A 17,108-nucleotide genomic window follows, 5' to 3' on the forward strand; every position below is an offset into this window, starting at 1 on the left:
GCTCAGACGGGTGCTCTTCCGAGCTCCGCTCCGGCACGCCGCCGGCGTGACGGAGAGGTTTGATCTTATGTATTGTCTGCGCCCAGCTCTGCGGCTTCCAGCACCTTGATGCCTTCGGCCTCGAACGCGGCGCGCAGAGCCTCGGCAAAGCCGGGGCGCGGCACCTTGTTCTTGACGCAGAGGGTGATGATGCCATGCAGGCTGGTGCATTCCAGACCGATGGAAGCGCCGTCCGCCGGCACCCAGGTCTGGAAGTCCTCGATGTACCGGGTCAGTTCCGGGCTGGACGGGGCGAAGGGGTCGCCCAGATAGCTCACCCAGAAGTCCGCCGGGAAGCCGCTGATGTACTCGCCCATCTGGAAGATGCGCTTTTTGATGCTGAGGCTGGCTTTCTGCTGGTAGACCCGGTAGACCCAGCCCATCTGCTCCGCAATACGGAACAGTTTTCGCTCAGCGGAAAGGTTCTCTTTCAGGTCAGCGTCCACGCCCACGGCCACTTCGGCCAGCGGGGCATCTGCCGTCAGCGGCAGCTTGCGCTGGAAGGAGGCCACGCAGTTGTAGAGGGCGTTCGGCGCGCCCAGCGCGTCGCGGGCGTCTGTCGAGTAGCTGTAGAGCACCTCGTCCTTGTCCAGATACGCCCGCACCGCCTTACAGAGCAGGGCCGTGAGGGTACTGAAAGGCTTGACGCCGCAGCGGAGGGCGGCGTCCACAAGCCCCGCCTTTTCCAGCCGGATGCGGCAGCAGGTGGGCGTCTCTTCAAAGGTCTGCACCACGGGGCGCTGCATATCGTTGGCCACCTGACTCTCGGGGTACTTTGCAAGGATGTCCTCGATGTCGTAGGCAGGGTCCGTCTCAAGGGTCTGGCCCTCGAAAGCCGTGCCGTACCGCAGGTTGCAGTAGAACTGCAGCACCATGGTCATGAAGGGTGCTATGCCCCGGCCATCGGTCAGGAAGTGGAACCAGTCAAAGTAGACGACTTTCCCCTCATAGCTCAGGGCAACAGTAAAGCCGTTCTCGTCCGGAAATTCGGGCTTTGCGCTGCCCTGCCGCACCAGACAGGGGGCGTCCGACGGCTCGAGGTGGAGCAGCTTTTTCTCCCACACCGGCTTCTGGAAATAGTAGGGAGCCTTTGCCCGGGCCGCATCCAGAGCCTGCTGCAAAAGCGCACCGTCCACGGCATCTTTCAGCGTGACCTGATAGCGGCAGTTGACCATGTTTTCGCGGTAATAGTAAACGATACCCTGAAAAACAGAGCGCTGTTCGGCATCCATTCCTTATTCCCCCGCGTGTGCGGCCAGATAGTCGGCCAAATCGCTGACGGTGACGAAGTTGCGCAGCTCCTTTTCGGGGATGCGCAGGCCGAAAGTCTCCTCCAGGTCGGCGACGACGGTCAGGATCTCCATGGACGACAGGTCCAGATCGTCCATCAAGACGCTGTTCTCGTTGACATCATCGGGGGAAATTTCTGCAACATCTTCCAGAATTGCAAGGATCTGGGACACGATCTCGGTTCTTTCCATAGTTTGAATCTTCCTTTCGTAATTCCATTAAAGGCGGCTGCGGCTCTTTTCCAGTATTCCGCAGCCTGCCCGGTTTATTCTTACTTGCGCAGCAGCTTGCCGGTGCCGGTGCGGGGCAGAGGCTCAGTGCTGAACTCCACGGCGCTCATCCGCTTGTAGAGCGGCAGGGTGCGGTTGGTCTCAGTGATGAAGTCGCGGACGGTCTGCTGGTCGGCCTCGCCGCAGTAGATGACGGCACAGATTTTCTTGCCCTTCTCCCTGACGATGCATTCCTTGACGGCCTCGCACTTGGACAGCAGATTTTCCAGTTCTTCGGGGCTGACGTTCTCACCGTTGTCGAGGATGATGATATTCTTCTTGCGTCCGGTGATGTAATAGAAGCCGTCCTCGTCCACACGGGCCAGGTCTCCGGTGTGGAACCAGCCGTCGGCGTCGAGGACTTCTGCGGTGGCCTCGGGGTCTTTGTAATAGCCCAGCATGACGCAGCCGCCGCGGATGCAAATTTCGCCCGTCTCGTCCAGCTTGTACTCGGCGTGGTCGTCGGGCTTGCCCACGGCGCGGATGTGCTTTTCGTCCTGCTCGTAGTTAATGATGCCGTCGCCGCAGGTCTCGGTCATGCCGTACACCTGAGTGATCATCATGCCCTGCTGTGCCAGCTCGGCCAGCATGGCGCCGTCAAACATGGCAGAGGAGCCGCAGGGGTTCCAGACGCCGTTCAGGCGGGCGCGGCGGCCCCGCTTGACGTCTTTATAGATGGCCTCCATCAACATGGGAGCCACAGCGATGGCATCGCTGTGCATCAGGCCGAGGTCGCGGTAGAAGTCGCGGATGTCGGCGGAGAGGTTCAGCGCCCAGCCCTTGCAGGCCCAAACGAAGAGGCAGATGAACGTACCCAGATGGAACAGGGGCAGGATGGCGAAGTTGCTCAGGACGTCGTCTTTGTCCTCGGGCATATGCTCGTGCTTATAGTCCAGCATGGCGTCGCCGAATTTGACCTGGCACTCCACAGTGGTAAAAAAGTTGTGCTCCGAGAGCATGACGGCCTTGCTGCGGCCGGTGGTGCCGGAAGTGAACATCAGCACCATCAAATCATCATGGCCCACGCAGTCAACAAGCTCTGCAGGCGCGCTGTCCTTGAAGGCGTCCATCGGGCGGAGTTTATCGCCGTAGGCGGCCTCGATGTCGGGGCGGCAGCCATAGTCGATGCCGTCGTTGACGATGAGGGAAGGCTCGGCAAGGCCCAGCTCATATTCCAGCTCGGGCCAGGTCTTTTTCTGGTTGATGGTCACGACGACGGCCCCGGCGAGGATAGCGCCGAAGCTGTTGACACCGTACTCATAGCAGTTGCGGCTCATGATGCCGACACGCTTGCCCTTGATGTCGGGGATATTCTCCTTAAAATAAGTAACGGCCCTGCGGATGTCCTGCACATACTGGGCGTAGGTCTTTTCCACCACAGTCTTGCCATCGGCGGCCACATAGCGGAAAGCCACCCGGTCGGGGTACTGCTTCGCCATGACGTCCGTGATGAGCTCATATACAGTATTTATCATTTTTGTCGCTCCTTGCTGTTTTTCTTTATTGCAGCGAAACGCCGGCATTTGACATATTCTGCCTCAGAGTAATAATACCTGTTTCGGCAGAGAAATGCAACTACGCGGCGTATCCTTTTCACTGTTTCTTCTTACTTGTTACTTGCGCAGCAGTTTCCCCAGAGCGTTGCGGGGCAGGGGCTCAACGGTGAACTCCACGGCACTGATGCGCTTATACAGCGGCAGGCTGCGGTTCACCTCGATGACGAAGGCTCTGACCTCTTCCTGCTTATCCTCAGGGCAGTAAATGACGGCACAAATTTTCTGGTCCTTCTCCTTCACGATGCACTCGGTGATGGCCGGGCAGAGGGCCAGCTTCTTTTCCAGCTCTTCGGGGCTGACGTTCTCGCCGCTGGCGAGGATGATAAGGTTCTTCTTGCGGCCGGTGATGTAATAGAAGCCTTCCTCATCCATCCGGGCCAGGTCGCCGGTGTGGAACCAGCCGTCGGCGTCGATGACCTCTGCCGTGGCCTCGGGGTCCTTGTAGTAGCCCAGCATCACGCAGTCGCCCTTGATGCAAATTTCTCCGGTCTCGTCCAGCTTATACTGAACGTGGTCGTCGGGCTTGCCCACGGCACTCATGTGCTTTTCGACCTGCGTAAAGTTCAGGATGCCGTCGCCGAAGGTCTCGGTCATACCGTAGCACTGGTTGACGACAAAGCCGTTCTGGGCCAGCTCCAGCAGCATCTTGGGGTCGAGGGCAGCGGAAGAGCAGCACAGGTCCCACAGGCCGTTCAGACGGCTGACGCGGCCACGCTTCATGTCGTTGTAGATGGTCTCCACCAGCATGGGGGCCGAGGCCATGACGTCGCTGTGCATCAGGCCCAGGTCGCGGTAGAAGTCGCGGATGTCGCCGCAGAGGTTCAGAGCCCATCCGGCAGGCGGGTAGGACATAACGCAGACGAAGCAGGCCATGTGGAAGAGGGGCAGCAGGGTCATATGGCTCAGCGGCAGCTTCTGGCCTGCCGGGAGGCGGTTGGTGATCCAGTTCTCTGCCACCTCCGAATAGGTGTGCAGGCTGGCGCACATATTCCGCTCCGAGAGCATGACGCCCTTGCTGCGTCCGGTGGTGCCGGAGGTGAACATCAGCATCATCAAATCATCATGGCCCACGCAGTTGGTCAGCTCGCCGGGGGCAGTCTCTTTATAACAGTCCATGGAGCGGAGCTTCGGGCCGTAGGCGGCTTCCAGCTCGGCGCGGCAGCCGTAGTCGATGCCGTCGTTCAGGATGAGGGCAGGCTCCACGAGGCCCAGCTCATATTCCAGCTCCTCCCAGGTCTTTTTCTGGTTCAGGGTCACGAGAACGCCGCCGGCGAGGATGATGCCGTAGGACGCCACGCAGAATTCATAGCAGTTCCGGCTCAGCAGAACGATGCGCTGGCCCTTGATGTCCGGCACTTCGGCCTTGAGATAGGCCGTCATCCGGCGGATGTCCTGCGCATACTCGCGATACTTCTTCTCCACGACGGTCTTGCCGTCCTCGGCCACATAGCGGATGGCCACATGATCAGGAAACTCCTGCTCCATGCAGCGGGTCACCATGTCGTATACGCCTGCGGGTACTTTGATGTATTCAGCCATCGGTCTTTCTCCTTTTTTGTCAAATTTTCAGCTCAGCACTTTTTTCATTCACCTTCCAGAGGCATTCCGAATCTCTGGCAGTTCGAGGAAAACTTTGGCACGGCTCCTCATGGCAACAGTATACCGCAAGCAGAGCGTAAACGCAAGATTTAATTGCACAAATATGCAACTTGAGCTTGCATTTAACTTGTGCAGGCAGATGTAATTCTTTCCTTTTGTTGCGATGTGCGAAAAGCTGTGATACACTTTTTTCGTCAGGACGAAACTTCACCCGGAGGTCGAGTCCTTATCAAATTGACAGCAAGCCCAAAAAGCATTATACTGTTTATATCATTTGGCAAAAAAGCTCCCCGCTGAGCTTCATATTTTTATTTATCGCGCCTAAAACACGGCCTTCCGGGGCCTCCGGGACGAATGGCGCACAAGGAGGACCCTTTTCATGGAAGGCACCAAGCCCCGCACTGTAAGCAGCCTTGGCATGTTCGACCTGCTGAAAGGCATCGGAATGCTGGCCATCGTCTTTGCCCACACGGCAGAGCTTTACCCCCTCGGCGCCAACGACGTCACCCCTTTCGCGTTCGCGCTGTTCGCTTACCGCGAAGCGCTGATGGCCGCCTTTTTTATTGCCAGCGGCTACGGCTTCCGCAAGCGCTCCATCCACAAATGCATCGAGCAGCAGCTCAAGACCCTGCTCAAGCCTTACGTTTATACTGCACTGGCCACCACGGTGCTCCACGCTTTCATTCACCATGCAGCTTTCGGCTCGTGGGATGCTGCCATCTCAGAATCGGCCAAGGTCTTAGGCGGTTTCCTGTTAGGTCTGCCCCACACGGCCACTTACTTCGGGCAGCAGTTTTTCTCCTGCGGACCCATGTGGTACTTAGTGGCTCTGATGCTGGCGTGGGTGCTGCTGGACGTGCTGCTCGAGATTTTCCCCGAGCGGTACATAACCCCCGCAGTCGTCGGCGTCACCCTGCTTGGCTGGGGCGTCACGCTGGTGTGGGAGGCTCCTTTCTGCATCGCACAGGGCATGGTGTCGCTGCCCTACCTTTACATCGGCTATCTGGCCAAGAAGCGCCGCCTTTTCGAAACTCCCCTCTCCGGCAGAGCCAAAGCCGGACTCATCGCGGCTGCGCTGGGCGTCGTCGCGGGCGTTTTGCTGACCCAGAGCACCGACTGCGTTTCGCTGGGTGAGTGGACGATGGGGCCGCTGAGCATCCTGCTGGATGGCGCAGTGGGCTACGGCATCATCCGGCTCTTTTTGAAATGGCAGCGCCGAGTGGACGGCCCCATCTCCCATGCCATCGAGTGGGTGGGCCGGCGCTCGCTCTTCATCTTCTGCATCCACACTGTGGAGCTGACGGCCATCCCGTGGTATCTGATGGCTGCAAAGTATGCTGACCATCCGGTGCAGGGGATGCTGCTGCAGTTCGTGTTCTCGCTTGTGTCCATCTTCGCCGTCACCGAACTTCTGATGCGCCGCAAAGAGCTTGGCCGGAAGCTTCGGGGTGGAAAGCCTGCGGACAAGCCCCGGCAGCGGAGCAAGACCCGCCGCTATGCGGCAAAACACTGAAATTCCTGCGCTTTGGTATCCAGCCATTTTGAGGGTAGACTATAGTTACTTTTGATGCATGGGCTTGCAGCGCGGGTTGTACGCCTTGCGATAAATTGGAGGAGGCCCCGGTAATGATGAATGAAACTCCTGAAGCGGCTCTGCGCAGCCGCATTGCGGACCTTGAACAACAGCTCAAACTTGCAGACGAAGGCACTTCGCGGCTGGCCCAGCGCTGCCTTGAGCTGGAAAAGCAGCTGCAGACCTTCTATGCTGCCCACCCCCAGAGAGAGAGGCAGACCGACTCGCCTGCTCTGGTGCAGCCGCTGCTTTACTATGATGCCGGGTTCGGCTTTTCCCAGAAAGACACCGTCAAGGCCCCGGACTACGAATACGACGAGCTGAACGGCATGGTGACAGCGACCTTCGAGCTGCCGGAGGCCGCGTTCAATCTCCGTCTCGACCCCGGTGAACTGCCTTGCTGCATCACCGATTTCGTCTTCTCGGATGACCGCATCCTCTGCCGCCCGGTGAACGGTGTGCCGCTCCACGGCGACGGCATCCTGTTCCTCAACAACGACCCGAATTTCATGCTGGAAGGTCTGAACCGTTTCCCCGCCGGGATGAAGCTGGGCGTGAGCTACTGCTACTTCCCGCTGGAGCCGCTGGCTGACGACCCATTGTTCGCCGCCGTTCTCGAGGGCGTACAGTATTTCCAGAAGACCCGCGTCTGCGAGCAGAAGCACCTCGACCAGCTGGAAAAAACTACGGCTGACCAGAAGCAGACCATCGAGGCCCTGCAGAAGAATCTCTCCGAGCTGCATCAGGCCAACGCCGAGCTGAGCGCCCGGAGCAAAGCCTACGAGAGCTCGCTGGAAAACATCCTCTCTTCCAGCAGCTGGAAACTCACGCTGCCCCTGCGCCGCCTGCTGGGGCTGTTCCATCGCAGCCATTGAGCCTGCCTGCGGAGAGGAGGATACGATGTACAGCAGTTATACCACTCTGCAGCGGGCTCAGCTCGCCAAACAGGAATATCTCGATACCCAGGAAGTTTTTCTCGGCGTCTATGCGCCGGGGCGGAACGCCGCCCTGAAAGCTTCCCTGCAGGACCAGCTCCACCGCAAATTTTTATTGACGGACAGCCTCCGCCCCGAAGCCCTCGGCAGCGCCGCCGGTGTGCTTCTGGTCAGGGAAGACCTTTTCCTGATGTCCACGGCCCTTTCCTGCTTTGCGGACGCACTGCACAGCGGCGCAGACTACGTCACCAGCGACGCCGTCTTCGGCTACTCAGGCGTCACCACCCTCTACCACAGTCAGGGCTTTGCAGCCTGCCCGGGCTGCGCACTCGTCTCCCGGGAGCTGCTGCGCCGCTGTCAGGCGGAAGCCCGCGACCCGGAAAATCCCGTCGAACTGCTGACGCTGGCGGCGAAGCTCAGCCGCAGCCACGTCTGCCTCCCGCTGGCGCTGGCCCACTATGAGCGGGACATCTGCGCCGAAGACGTCTGGTCTGTAAAGGGGAAGCGCGTCTTTATCATGAGCCACCTGCTAGACATGACCGGTGCGCCCATCGTGCTGGTGAGCGCCGTGCCGGTGCTGCGCAGCATGGGCTACGAAGTGGTCGTCCTCGGCCCTGAGGACGGCGGCTCCATGCCGCTCTTCCTCGAGGCGGGAGCTACCGTCATCACCCGCAAGGGCTGTGTCCAGTCTCCCCTGCTCTGGGGGCTGGCCCTCTGCGCCGACCTCGTTCTGGCCAACACCGTCGTGGAGGCCCGGGCCGTCCGCGCCCTGAGCGGTGCGCGTGTGCCGGTGCTCTGGTGGCTCCACGATGCCTTTGCAGGCTACCCCCACATCGCCCACCAGATCCCCAGAGAGCTGGGCGAAAATATCCGGCTCTACTCCGTCGGCAGCCACGCCGCCAACGCCATGCACTCGGTGCGGCCGGAGTTCAACATCCGGCCCCTCATCTACGGCCTGCCGGACTACGCCGCCGAGAAGTTCTCCCACTACGATTTGAGCTATGCGGGCGGGCGGCCTCTGTTCGCCACCGTGGGTTCCTTCGAGAACCGGAAAGGTCAGGACATCTTCTGCAAGGCCATCCGGCTGCTGCCGCCTGAGACCATGAAGAAGGCATCCTTCCTCTTCGTGGGCAAGGCCGCAGAGGCTGAGATGATGGACGCCGTGCGGAGCTTGACCGCTGACTGCCCCGACAACGTCTTTTATGTCAAGCGGCTCACCCGCGACGAGATCAAGAGCCTGATGGCCCAGTGTACCTGCCTCGTCTGCGCCTCCCGCGACGACCCCATGCCTACTTTCGTCACTGAGGGCCTCATCTTTGGCAAGCCCGCCATCGTGTCGGAGCACACCGGCACCGCCGGGCTCATCACCGAGGGCGTGGACGGTTTCGTCTACGAGGACGACGACCCCGAAAAGCTGGCCGAGCGGCTGGCCTGGGCCATCGAGCACCCGGAAAAGCTGGCTGCCATGCGCCCCGCCTGCCGTGAGCTTTACGAGAGCCATTACTCCAAGCAGGCGTTTTCCGACAGTTTACAACAGGCTGTAAAGGAGCTCACCGGCGAATAAGCTCCCCGTTCTTTATCACTCTGCCGAAACTGAGGCAAAAAATTTGGCAGTTGTTCACAAACACCCCTCCGGACTGTGATATACTCTCCTAAGAGTTTATCCCAGTCCGTTTTTTGTTGAAATTTGAAAGGAGTCCCCGCATGAGTTCGTCCGCCTCCCCCGCCCCTTCGCGCCGAAAGACCCTGCTCTCGCTGGGCGTTCTGGCCCTGCTGACCGGCATCGTGGTGTTCATCTTCCGGGAGCACTGGGCCGAGATCTCCGAGGCGCTGAGCCGGCTCACCCTCGGGCAGGGGCTTCTGGCACTGGCCGTGGGCCTGAGCTACCCGCTTCTCGAGGGCGTATCCAGCTGGCTCATCGTCCGCAGCCGCCTGTCCCATTTCCCGCTGCGGCAGGGTATCGACAATGCATGGACGGGGACCTTCGGCAATGTGGTGGGCCTCGGCGCAGGGTCGGTGCCGTTTCAGACGTGGTATCTCCACCGGCGCGGGCTGGACGTCGGCCCCGGCGTGGGGCTGATGACCCTGCAATACGTCTTCCACAAGACTGCTGTCCTGCTTTACGCCACCGTGCTGCTTCTGGCGGGCCGCCCCTGGATGGCGGCCCACTCCGACGGCGTACTGCGGTATCTGCCCGGGGCCTACGCTGTCGTGGCGGGCGTCATCGTGGGGCTCATCGCCCTCTGCGCCCTGCCGGTGGTGCAGCGTCTAGCCCGGTGGCTGCTGCATTTTCTGCCCGACACGGGCCGCTGGGCCGAGCGCCGGGAAAGCTGGCTCAAGCAGCTGGACACCCTGAGCACCGAGAGCCGCCATCTGCTGGCGGACAAGCCCCGCTGTGCCGCCATTCTGGGCGTGCATCTCGTAAAGCTGTTCCTGCTCTTCTGCCTGCCGTGGATGGGGCTGCGGTTCATGGAGCTGGATACCGGACTCACCTTCTGGCAGGTGCAGCTCCTGACGTCGCTGACCCTCTTTGTCTCCAACGCCCTGCCCAACGTGGCGGGCATGGGTTCGGTGGAGACAGCCTTCCTGCTGGTGTACAGCAGCTTCCTCCCCGATGCTTCGTCCATGAGCCTGCTGATGTTCTACCGGCTGGTCAGCTATTACGCCGTCTTTGCGGCAAGCGCCGTCGGCTTTGCGCTGGCGCAGCGGCGGCTAAACCGCGGATGACTTTGTGAATGTCGTCATCACCCGCGATGTCGAGGCCGACAAGCAGGGCGACATGACCTATGTTCTCGAGTTCACCACCGAGGACGGCAGCACCCAGAGCTTCGAGACCCTGCACTACGAAACCACTCCCATCTCTCTGAAGAGCGTGGACGCAGCTGCTGGTGCTCCCCCCATCGCATTCGCTGCTCCTGAGCAGTAAAAATCAGCTCATAACAAAGAAAACGGCAGGTTCATTGAACCTGCCGTTTTCTTATTCTATCAAATTCAGCCCTTCATGGGGACAAAGCCCACGAGGTCCTTCACGACCTCGCCGCCGATGATGAGGCCCACGACCGACGGGACAAAGGCGTTCGAGCCGGGAACAGAGCGGCGGATGGTACACTTGCGCTGGGTACCCGGAGGGCAGATGCAGTGGTATTTGCAGCTGATGGAGTCATCCTCGATGGGAGTCATGACAGGCTCCCTGGAGTAAACGACTTTCAGGTGCTTGATGCGGCGCTTGCGGCACTCGGTGCGCATGACCTTGGCCAGCGGGCAGACGGAAGTCTTATAAATATCCGTGACCTCGAAGCGGGTAGGGTCCATCTTGTTGCCTGCACCCATGGAGCAGATGATGGGGACACCAGCCTCCTTGCACTTCATGACCAGCGCAATTTTACCGGTGACAGTGTCGATGGCGTCCACCACGTAGTCGAACTGGCTGAAATCGAAGCTGTCCTGCGTCTCAGGGCCAAAGAAGGTCTTGTAGGTGGTGACCTTGATGTTGGGGTCGATGTCGTGGACACGCTCTTCGGCCACATCCACCTTGAACCTGCCCACCGTCTTGCGGGTGGCGATGATCTGGCGGTTCAGGTTGGTGAGGCAGACTTTGTCGTCGTCGATCAGGTCGAGAGCCCCCACACCGCTGCGGGCCAGCGCCTCGACGGTGTAGCCGCCCACGCCGCCCACGCCGAACACGGCTACGCGGGAATCGTGCAGTTTGGTCATTGCTTCCGCGCCCAGCAGCAGCTGGGTGCGGGAATACTGGTCTTGCATATCATTTCTCCTTTAGGTTCTGCTTTTTACATTCACGGGCTTGCCCTTATCCCTTCGCCACCTGTGTAATGGTGCCGCCTCCGAGGACGACATCGCCCTGATACAGCACGACGGCCTGCCCCGGGGTGGGGGCGCGCTGAGGCTGGTCAAATTCCAGACGGAAGCTGTCCGGCCCTGCCGGGTAGACGGTGGCAGGCTGTTCGGTCTGATGATAACGGGTGCGGGCCGTCACCCGCAGGGGGCCTTTCAGCTCCGGGATGGCGATCCAGTTCACTTCGTTCGCATAGACGATGGTATCGAACAGCTCCGACTCCGGGCCGACCGTGACAGTGTTGGCCTGCATATCCTTGGCGCAGACGTAGACCGGTGCGCCCATGGCGAGGCCCAGGCCCTTCCGCTGGCCGATGGTGTACCGCACAGCGCCGCTGTGGGTGCCTACCTTTCTGCCGCCGACGTCGAGGAAATCGCCCGCCGGGTAGTGCTTGCCGGTGAAATCCTCCATAAAGCGGGCGTAGTCGCCGTCCGGCACGAAGCAGATGTCCTGACTGTCGTGCTTGCGGGCGTTCACAAAGTGCTGCTGCTCGGCGATGGCGCGCACTTCGCTCTTGTGCAGACCACCCAGCGGCAGGCGGACATGAGCCAGCTGCTCCTGCGTGAGGTTGTAGAGCACATAGCTCTGGTCTTTGTTCTCGTCCAGACCCTTTTTGAGCAGCCAGCGGCCCGTGGCCTCGTCCTGCTCCACCCGGGCATAATGGCCCGTGACCACATAATCCAGTCCGTGTGCTTCCGCCCAGCGAAGCAGGTGATCGAACTTCATATATCTGTTGCAGTCGATGCAGGGATTGGGCGTACCGCCGGCCTCGTAGACCCGGATGAATTTGTCGATAATCTTTTCCTGAAAGTCTGCCGTAAAATCCAGCACCTCGTAGGGAATATCCATCGCATAGGCCACCTCGGCGGCGTCCTCAATGTCCCGCTCCGAGCAGCAGGTGTGCAGGCCCTCGGTGTTCACGGCCTCGTTACGGGTGAGGCGCATGGTGACGCCGGTGCAGTCGAAACCGTCCCTCTGCATGAGCCATGCCGCCACCGAGCTGTCCACACCGCCGCTCATGGCGATGAGCGCCCCGGGGCGGCGGGAAGTGTTCTGTGTTTCTGTCATTCTGTTCCTCTTCTATTATAACATACTAAAACAGTAGTATAATACTACCGCAGCTTCTTTCTCTTGTCAAGACGCAGAAAATTTGGCCGCAAAGGCCAGAAGTTCCGCTTTTTCGTTGGGCAGCCGCCCGGTGATGACCTCTTCCAGCAGCGCTTCCAGTGCGCGGCGCAGGCCCGGCCCGGGCGCGACGCCCGCCGCCATCAGATTGCGGCCATTCACGGCCAGCTGGGAGACGCGGCAGCAGGCGCTTTGGGCGGTCAGCGTCTCGGCCTCTTTTTGCAGGGCGGTAAATTCATCTTTTCTTTCCGGTTGAAGAGCGCTCCAAAGGGCAGTCAACTGCTGCACAGTGTGGAGGTCGTATTTGCCAAGAAGTCGTTTGGCTTGAAGCGACAGCGTAGGAGTGCAGGGAGCTTTCTCCTTCACAAGTGTTGATACTCCATCTATCACAGCATTGGAGCATTTCAAGCGTTTCAGCGCCTTTCGTGTTCCATCCTCCCCCAGCGGCAGAAGCAGCGCCGCCCAACGAGTGGTCACTTCCTCTGCTCCTGCCGGAAGGGCATCTATGATCTCACGGGCTTCCGACAGATCGTCGGGCGGCAGTTCCGGCAGGACGAAGGCCAGCACTTCCGGCTCCAGATACGCCCCCGGCTTCGGGGCAGACAGAAGCTTGTTCAGCTCTTCTTCGATGCGCTCCACCGACACGCAGTCGAGGTGGGCGGCCAGCTGCTTCGCCGCCGCTTCGGTGGCCTCGTCGATAACAAAACCGAACCGGGCCGCAAAGCGGTAGAGACGCAGGATGCGCAGAGCGTCTTCTTCAAAGCGGCGCAGCGGCTCACCGACGGCCCGCACCACGCCCCGGGCCAGATCTTCCTGCCCGCCAAAGGGGTCGCACAAGCCCTCTTCGGCGCTGTAGGCCATGGCGTTGATGGTGAAGTCCCGCCGGGCCAGGTCCTCCCGGACGTCGGGTACAAAGGCCACGCTGTCGGGGTGGCGGCCATCGGAATAACTGCCCTCGGTGCGGAAGGTGGTGATCTCGTAGAGCTTGCCGTCCCGCTTCACGGTCACGGTGCCATGCTGCAATCCGGTGGGGATGCACTGCTTTTCTCCGAACAGTTCCATCACCTGCTCCGGGCGGGCGGCGGTGCAGAGGTCCCAGTCGTGGGGCGCAAGGCCCAGCAGACTGTCCCGGACACAGCCGCCCACGGCGTAGGCCGCAAAACCTGCCCGGTGCAGCGCGTCCAGCAGAGCGGAGGCACCGGGTTCCAGGACGATGTTCATTCTTCGGCCTCCTCATATTGCAGGGTGATGCTCTTGCCGTCATAGCCGCACTCTGCCGCCGGGAAGAGGCTCTGCGCCTGGGCCAGCTCTTCTTCCGGGTCGGTGATCATGGGCGAATAGTGGACGAGCCAGAGCCGCTTCGCGCCCGCTTTGGCGGCGAGGGCTGCGCTCTGCCCGAAGGTGCTGTGGCCGTACTGTTTGGCCTGCGCGGCCTGCTCCGGCAGAGCATAGGTGGAATCGCAGAGCAGAAGGTCAGCACCCGCTGCGGCCTTTTCCAATGCCGGACAGGGGGCGGTGTCGCCCGAGAAAACAAAGCTCAGCCCCTGCCGGGCCGGGCCGAGGACGGCTTCCGGCCGGATGACACGTCCACCGTCCAGCGTGATACTCTCGCCGTGCTGGAGCGCCTTCCACTGCTTTACCGGTACGCCCAATGCCCGCGCCTGTTCGGGTGAGAACCGTCCGGCCCGGGGCAGATCGAGTCGGTAACCCTGACTGATGACACGGTGGCGGGTCGGCACCGGCGTGAGTTTCGCGCTCTGGGGCCAGCCGCCGAATTTTTCGCAGAGCGCCGCCGGGGCGTCCAGCACCTCAGCATAAACCGGGTACGGCAGAGGCCCCGTCAGCACCCGCAGTGCCGCCCAGACTTCGCCGAGCCCTTTCGGCCCGTACAGCGCCAGCGGGCGGGTGCGGCCCTGACAGCCCAGCGTCTGCAGCAGCCCCGGCAGGCCGAAGATGTGGTCGCCGTGGTAATGGGTCAGGCAGACGGCGTCCATCTTCATCAGGTTGACTCCGGCCCGGCGGGCGGCAGTCTGGGTCCCCTCGCCGCAGTCGAACAGGAGGCTGTGTCCTCCGCATTCGGCCACCGCCGCCGTGAGGGCGCGGTCGGGCAGGGGCATGGTGGCCGCTGTACCCAGCAGTGTAATGGTCAGCATAAAGTTTCTCCGTATCACAAAAAATCTCGATGGCTATAGTGTACCACACTCTTCGGCCCGGCACAATCGCACAGCCGCACCCTGACAGGCATAAGATGGCCCAAACCACAAAAGGAGGGGTCTTGTATGCGGCGTCAGCGGCCCAGGCATCGCATTTTGTCGTTCCACCACCGGGGGCTGCTGCTTCTGGTGGCGGCAGTGGCGGTGATGCTCTTTTTTCTCTACGGCTGTGTGGCCGGGGCGGCGTACAGCCCCCGGGGGAGGCTGGTGTTCATCCCTCTCGCACAGGTTTCAGGCAGTAGTACGACTTCGCTTTCCGCTTTTATCTGGAAGAATCGGAGCTGCCCACCGCATGGTACAATGTGCGGGCCGATATGAAAAGCAAGCCCGCTCCCCTGCTGAACCCCGGCACCCTCAAGCCCATGACGGTCAGGGAGCTGAGCGGCGTTTTCTGCGATGAGCTGGACGACACCACGGCCTGCATCATCAGCCAGCTCTACCACGACGGCCTGATGGAGGCCACCAGCGTGGAGCAGACCAGCGTCTTTGAGGCGGCAGAGCACTGAGCCAGACGGTCATTCCGCAAACAGCAAACCAGCCGCCCTGCAAGGTAACAGGGCGGCTGGTTGCTTCTATTATGCAATTCAGGAGAATAGAGGAGAGAATAGCGTTTTTATGCTTCCGGGGGACGGAAGGTTTGCCGGAGAATCACTCGCCGCGGACGGCTGCGAAGCCTGCCTCGAGGTCGGCGATGATGTCGTCGATGTGCTCGGTGCCGATGGACAGGCGGATGGTGTTCTGGTAGATCTGCTGCTCGGCCAGCTCCTCATCGGTCAGCTGGCTGTGAGTGGTGGAAGCCGGATGGATGACCAGACTCTTGACGTCGGCCACATTTGCCAGCAGAGAGAAGACCTTCAGGTTGTCGATGAACTTGAATGCTTCCTCACGGCCGCCCTTGATGTTGAAGGTGAAGATGGAAGCGCCGCCGTTGGGGAAGTACTTCTCATACAGGGCGTGGTCGGGGTGATCCGGCAGAGAGGGATGGTTGACCTTCTCGACCTGGGGATGGTTGGCCAGAAACTCGACGACCTTCTTGGTGTTCTCCACATGGCGCTCAATGCGCAGACTCAGGGTCTCGGTACCCTGCAGCAGCAGGAAGGCGTTGAACGGAGAGATGGTAGCGCCGGTATCACGCAGCAGGATGGCGCGGATGTAGGTGACGAAAGCGGCGGGGCCGGCTGCGTCAGCGAAGGACACGCCGTGGTAGCTGGGGTTGGGGGCGGCGATGTTGCCGTACTTGCCGCTGGCCTTCCAGTCGAACTTGCCGCTATCCACGATGATGCCGCCCAGCGTGGTGCCGTGGCCGCCGATGAACTTGGTAGCGGAGTGGACGACGATGTCAGCGCCATGCTCGATGGGACGGATCAGGTACGGGGTGCCGAAGGTGTTATCAATGACCAGCGGCAGGCCATGCTTGTGAGCGATGGCTGCGATGGCATCAATATCAGGAATATCACTGTTGGGGTTGCCCAGAGTCTCGAGGTAGACAGCCTTGGTGTTGGGCTGGATAGCGTTCTCGACCTCTTCCAGATCGTGAGCGTCCACGAAGGTGGTGGTGACGCCGAACTGGGTCAGGGTGTGCTCCAGCAGGTTGTAGCTGCCGCCGTAGATGGTCTTCTGAGCTACGATGTGGTCGCCGGCCTGAGCCAGTGCCTCGATGGTGTAGGTGATGGCAGCTGCACCGGAAGCAGTAGCCAGAGCAGCCACGCCGCCTTCCAGAGCGGCAATGCGCTTCTCGAACACATCCTGGGTGGAGTTGGTCAGACGGCCATAGATGTTGCCGGCGTCGGCCAGACCAAAGCGGTCAGCGGCGTGCTGGCTGTTGCGGAAGACATAGGAAGTGGTCTGGTAGATAGGCACAGCACGGGAATCGGTAGCGGGATCGGCCTGCTCCTGGCCAACGTGAAGCTGCAGGGTCTCAAATTTATAGTTAGACATAGTATTTTTCCTCTCTATCTGTACTCAAAGTATTATTTCACTCATAAAAATGCCCGGCAGCGTGGGGAGTTTCACCTTTCGTCTGCCGGGCAAAGAAATCGTTCTCAGCTCAGAGCCTTTTGTCTGTCTCGGGTGTCACATTCGCTCGCACATTCGCGGCATAGAGGGCACCGTACAGCTATGGCTCAGAGTTTGTTTCTCGGCCCGGGCGCTGTACATTCGCCCACAGCGGAAGTTGGCGTGCAGAAGACTTTTCCAAATCAGCGTCATTTGAGTACCCTCCTTTCCGAAATTCCCACTTACCTACAAGGCGTGTGGTTTTGTTGTCCGCATTATATTCCCTCATACCCATATTGTCAATAGGTTTAATCGAATTTCTTCCAAAAAAGTTTTTAAGAGTCATTCTTTTGAGAAAAATGCAAAAAGATTGCATTTTGGTCTTGCATTTCACGCAGAATCCGTGTATACTCTTCCCTGCGCCTAAATTGCAATCAGGTTGCAATTTAGGCAACTAAAGCACTTTTCGTTCCTCCGTTTATTTTGGGTGAAGACGTAAAATGGTGTGGCGGCTGCGCGCGCCGGCGCGGGGCGGATTTTATTCTTTCGGTCAAATGGCTTTGCGCTCCGCGCGGGCCAGAGGCAGGGAGGGGTGTTTCGAATCCCCCCTCCCTACCTCTGGACTCCACTCTCCCCGCAACGAGTTAAGGGCTGCTCGCCC

Annotated in this window: 14 protein-coding genes and 1 pseudogene; 6 read left to right on the top strand and 9 right to left on the bottom strand. The window is 60.3% G+C overall.

All coding sequences use genetic code 11. The features are described 5' to 3' along the window. Positions 1 to 65: 65 nt before the first annotated feature. The 4 genes from AAAU26_RS07245 to AAAU26_RS07260 all read right to left on the bottom strand — a co-directional run bounded on the left by AAAU26_RS07245 (position 66) and on the right by AAAU26_RS07260 (position 4,693). Positions 66 to 1,271, bottom strand: a complete 1,206-nt coding sequence (locus AAAU26_RS07245) for a hypothetical protein (protein ID WP_227618972.1) — start codon at positions 1,269 to 1,271, stop codon at positions 66 to 68. A 3-nt stretch (positions 1,272 to 1,274) separates the two neighbouring features. Then, positions 1,275 to 1,520 (bottom strand): acyl carrier protein, encoded by a 246-nt coding sequence (locus AAAU26_RS07250; protein ID WP_158402670.1) that lies wholly within the window; start codon positions 1,518 to 1,520, stop codon positions 1,275 to 1,277. A gap of 80 nt (positions 1,521 to 1,600) precedes the next feature. Beyond that, positions 1,601 to 3,073, bottom strand: a complete 1,473-nt coding sequence (locus AAAU26_RS07255) for a class I adenylate-forming enzyme family protein (RefSeq protein ID WP_227618971.1) — start codon at positions 3,071 to 3,073, stop codon at positions 1,601 to 1,603. Positions 3,074 to 3,211: 138 nt separating this feature from the next. After that, positions 3,212 to 4,693: an AMP-binding protein gene (locus AAAU26_RS07260; protein WP_227618970.1), complete on the bottom strand. Its 1,482-nt coding sequence runs from the start codon at positions 4,691 to 4,693 to the stop codon at positions 3,212 to 3,214. A 439-nt stretch (positions 4,694 to 5,132) separates the two neighbouring features. On the opposite strand from AAAU26_RS07260, the gene AAAU26_RS07265 reads away from it, so the two are divergent. From AAAU26_RS07265 to AAAU26_RS07285, 5 genes are all read left to right on the top strand, one after another. Beyond that, a complete protein-coding gene (locus AAAU26_RS07265; protein ID WP_227618969.1) occupies positions 5,133 to 6,266 on the top strand; it encodes an acyltransferase family protein in 1,134 nt (377 codons plus the stop codon). A 113-nt stretch (positions 6,267 to 6,379) separates the two neighbouring features. Beyond that, positions 6,380 to 7,201, top strand: coding sequence for a hypothetical protein (locus AAAU26_RS07270; RefSeq protein ID WP_217211336.1), 822 nt, complete (start codon positions 6,380 to 6,382; stop codon positions 7,199 to 7,201). Between the two features lie 25 nt (positions 7,202 to 7,226). Beyond that, positions 7,227 to 8,825 (top strand): glycosyltransferase, encoded by a 1,599-nt coding sequence (locus tag AAAU26_RS07275; protein WP_227618968.1) that lies wholly within the window; start codon positions 7,227 to 7,229, stop codon positions 8,823 to 8,825. Between the two features lie 140 nt (positions 8,826 to 8,965). After that, entirely contained in the window at positions 8,966 to 9,988 is a 1,023-nt protein-coding gene (locus tag AAAU26_RS07280) for a lysylphosphatidylglycerol synthase transmembrane domain-containing protein (RefSeq protein WP_227618967.1), read from the top strand. A gap of 4 nt (positions 9,989 to 9,992) precedes the next feature. Continuing rightward, entirely contained in the window at positions 9,993 to 10,187 is a 195-nt protein-coding gene (locus AAAU26_RS07285; protein ID WP_227618966.1) for a hypothetical protein, read from the top strand. A gap of 65 nt (positions 10,188 to 10,252) precedes the next feature. Here AAAU26_RS07285 and AAAU26_RS07290 read toward each other — a convergent pair whose 3' ends face one another. The 4 genes from AAAU26_RS07290 to AAAU26_RS07305 all read right to left on the bottom strand — a co-directional run bounded on the left by AAAU26_RS07290 (position 10,253) and on the right by AAAU26_RS07305 (position 14,392). Beyond that, positions 10,253 to 11,023, bottom strand: a complete 771-nt coding sequence (locus AAAU26_RS07290; RefSeq protein WP_158388049.1) for a tRNA threonylcarbamoyladenosine dehydratase — start codon at positions 11,021 to 11,023, stop codon at positions 10,253 to 10,255. Between the two features lie 46 nt (positions 11,024 to 11,069). Further along, complete coding sequence (mnmA, locus tag AAAU26_RS07295; RefSeq protein ID WP_227618965.1) at positions 11,070 to 12,182, bottom strand: tRNA 2-thiouridine(34) synthase MnmA; 1,113 nt, start codon at positions 12,180 to 12,182, stop codon at positions 11,070 to 11,072. A 66-nt stretch (positions 12,183 to 12,248) separates the two neighbouring features. Continuing rightward, entirely contained in the window at positions 12,249 to 13,460 is a 1,212-nt protein-coding gene (locus AAAU26_RS07300; RefSeq protein WP_227618964.1) for a CCA tRNA nucleotidyltransferase, read from the bottom strand. Continuing rightward, positions 13,457 to 14,392 (bottom strand): ribonuclease Z, encoded by a 936-nt coding sequence (locus AAAU26_RS07305; RefSeq protein ID WP_227618963.1) that lies wholly within the window; start codon positions 14,390 to 14,392, stop codon positions 13,457 to 13,459. Before AAAU26_RS07305 ends, AAAU26_RS07300 begins: the two co-directional genes overlap by 4 nt. A 326-nt stretch (positions 14,393 to 14,718) precedes the next feature. Between AAAU26_RS07305 and AAAU26_RS07310 the strand changes: the two are divergent. Next, a pseudogene (locus tag AAAU26_RS07310) lies at positions 14,719 to 14,871 on the top strand (TrpB-like pyridoxal phosphate-dependent enzyme); the annotation flags it as partial. Positions 14,872 to 15,100: 229 nt separating this feature from the next. Here the strand turns inward: AAAU26_RS07310 and AAAU26_RS07315 are convergent. Continuing rightward, positions 15,101 to 16,390: an O-acetylhomoserine aminocarboxypropyltransferase/cysteine synthase family protein gene (locus AAAU26_RS07315; RefSeq protein ID WP_227618962.1), complete on the bottom strand. Its 1,290-nt coding sequence runs from the start codon at positions 16,388 to 16,390 to the stop codon at positions 15,101 to 15,103. Between the last annotated feature and the right edge of the window lie 718 nt (positions 16,391 to 17,108).

The sequence above is a fragment of the Faecalibacterium longum genome (genome assembly GCF_040094125.1).
GTDB lineage: Bacteria > Bacillota > Clostridia > Oscillospirales > Ruminococcaceae > Faecalibacterium > Faecalibacterium longum.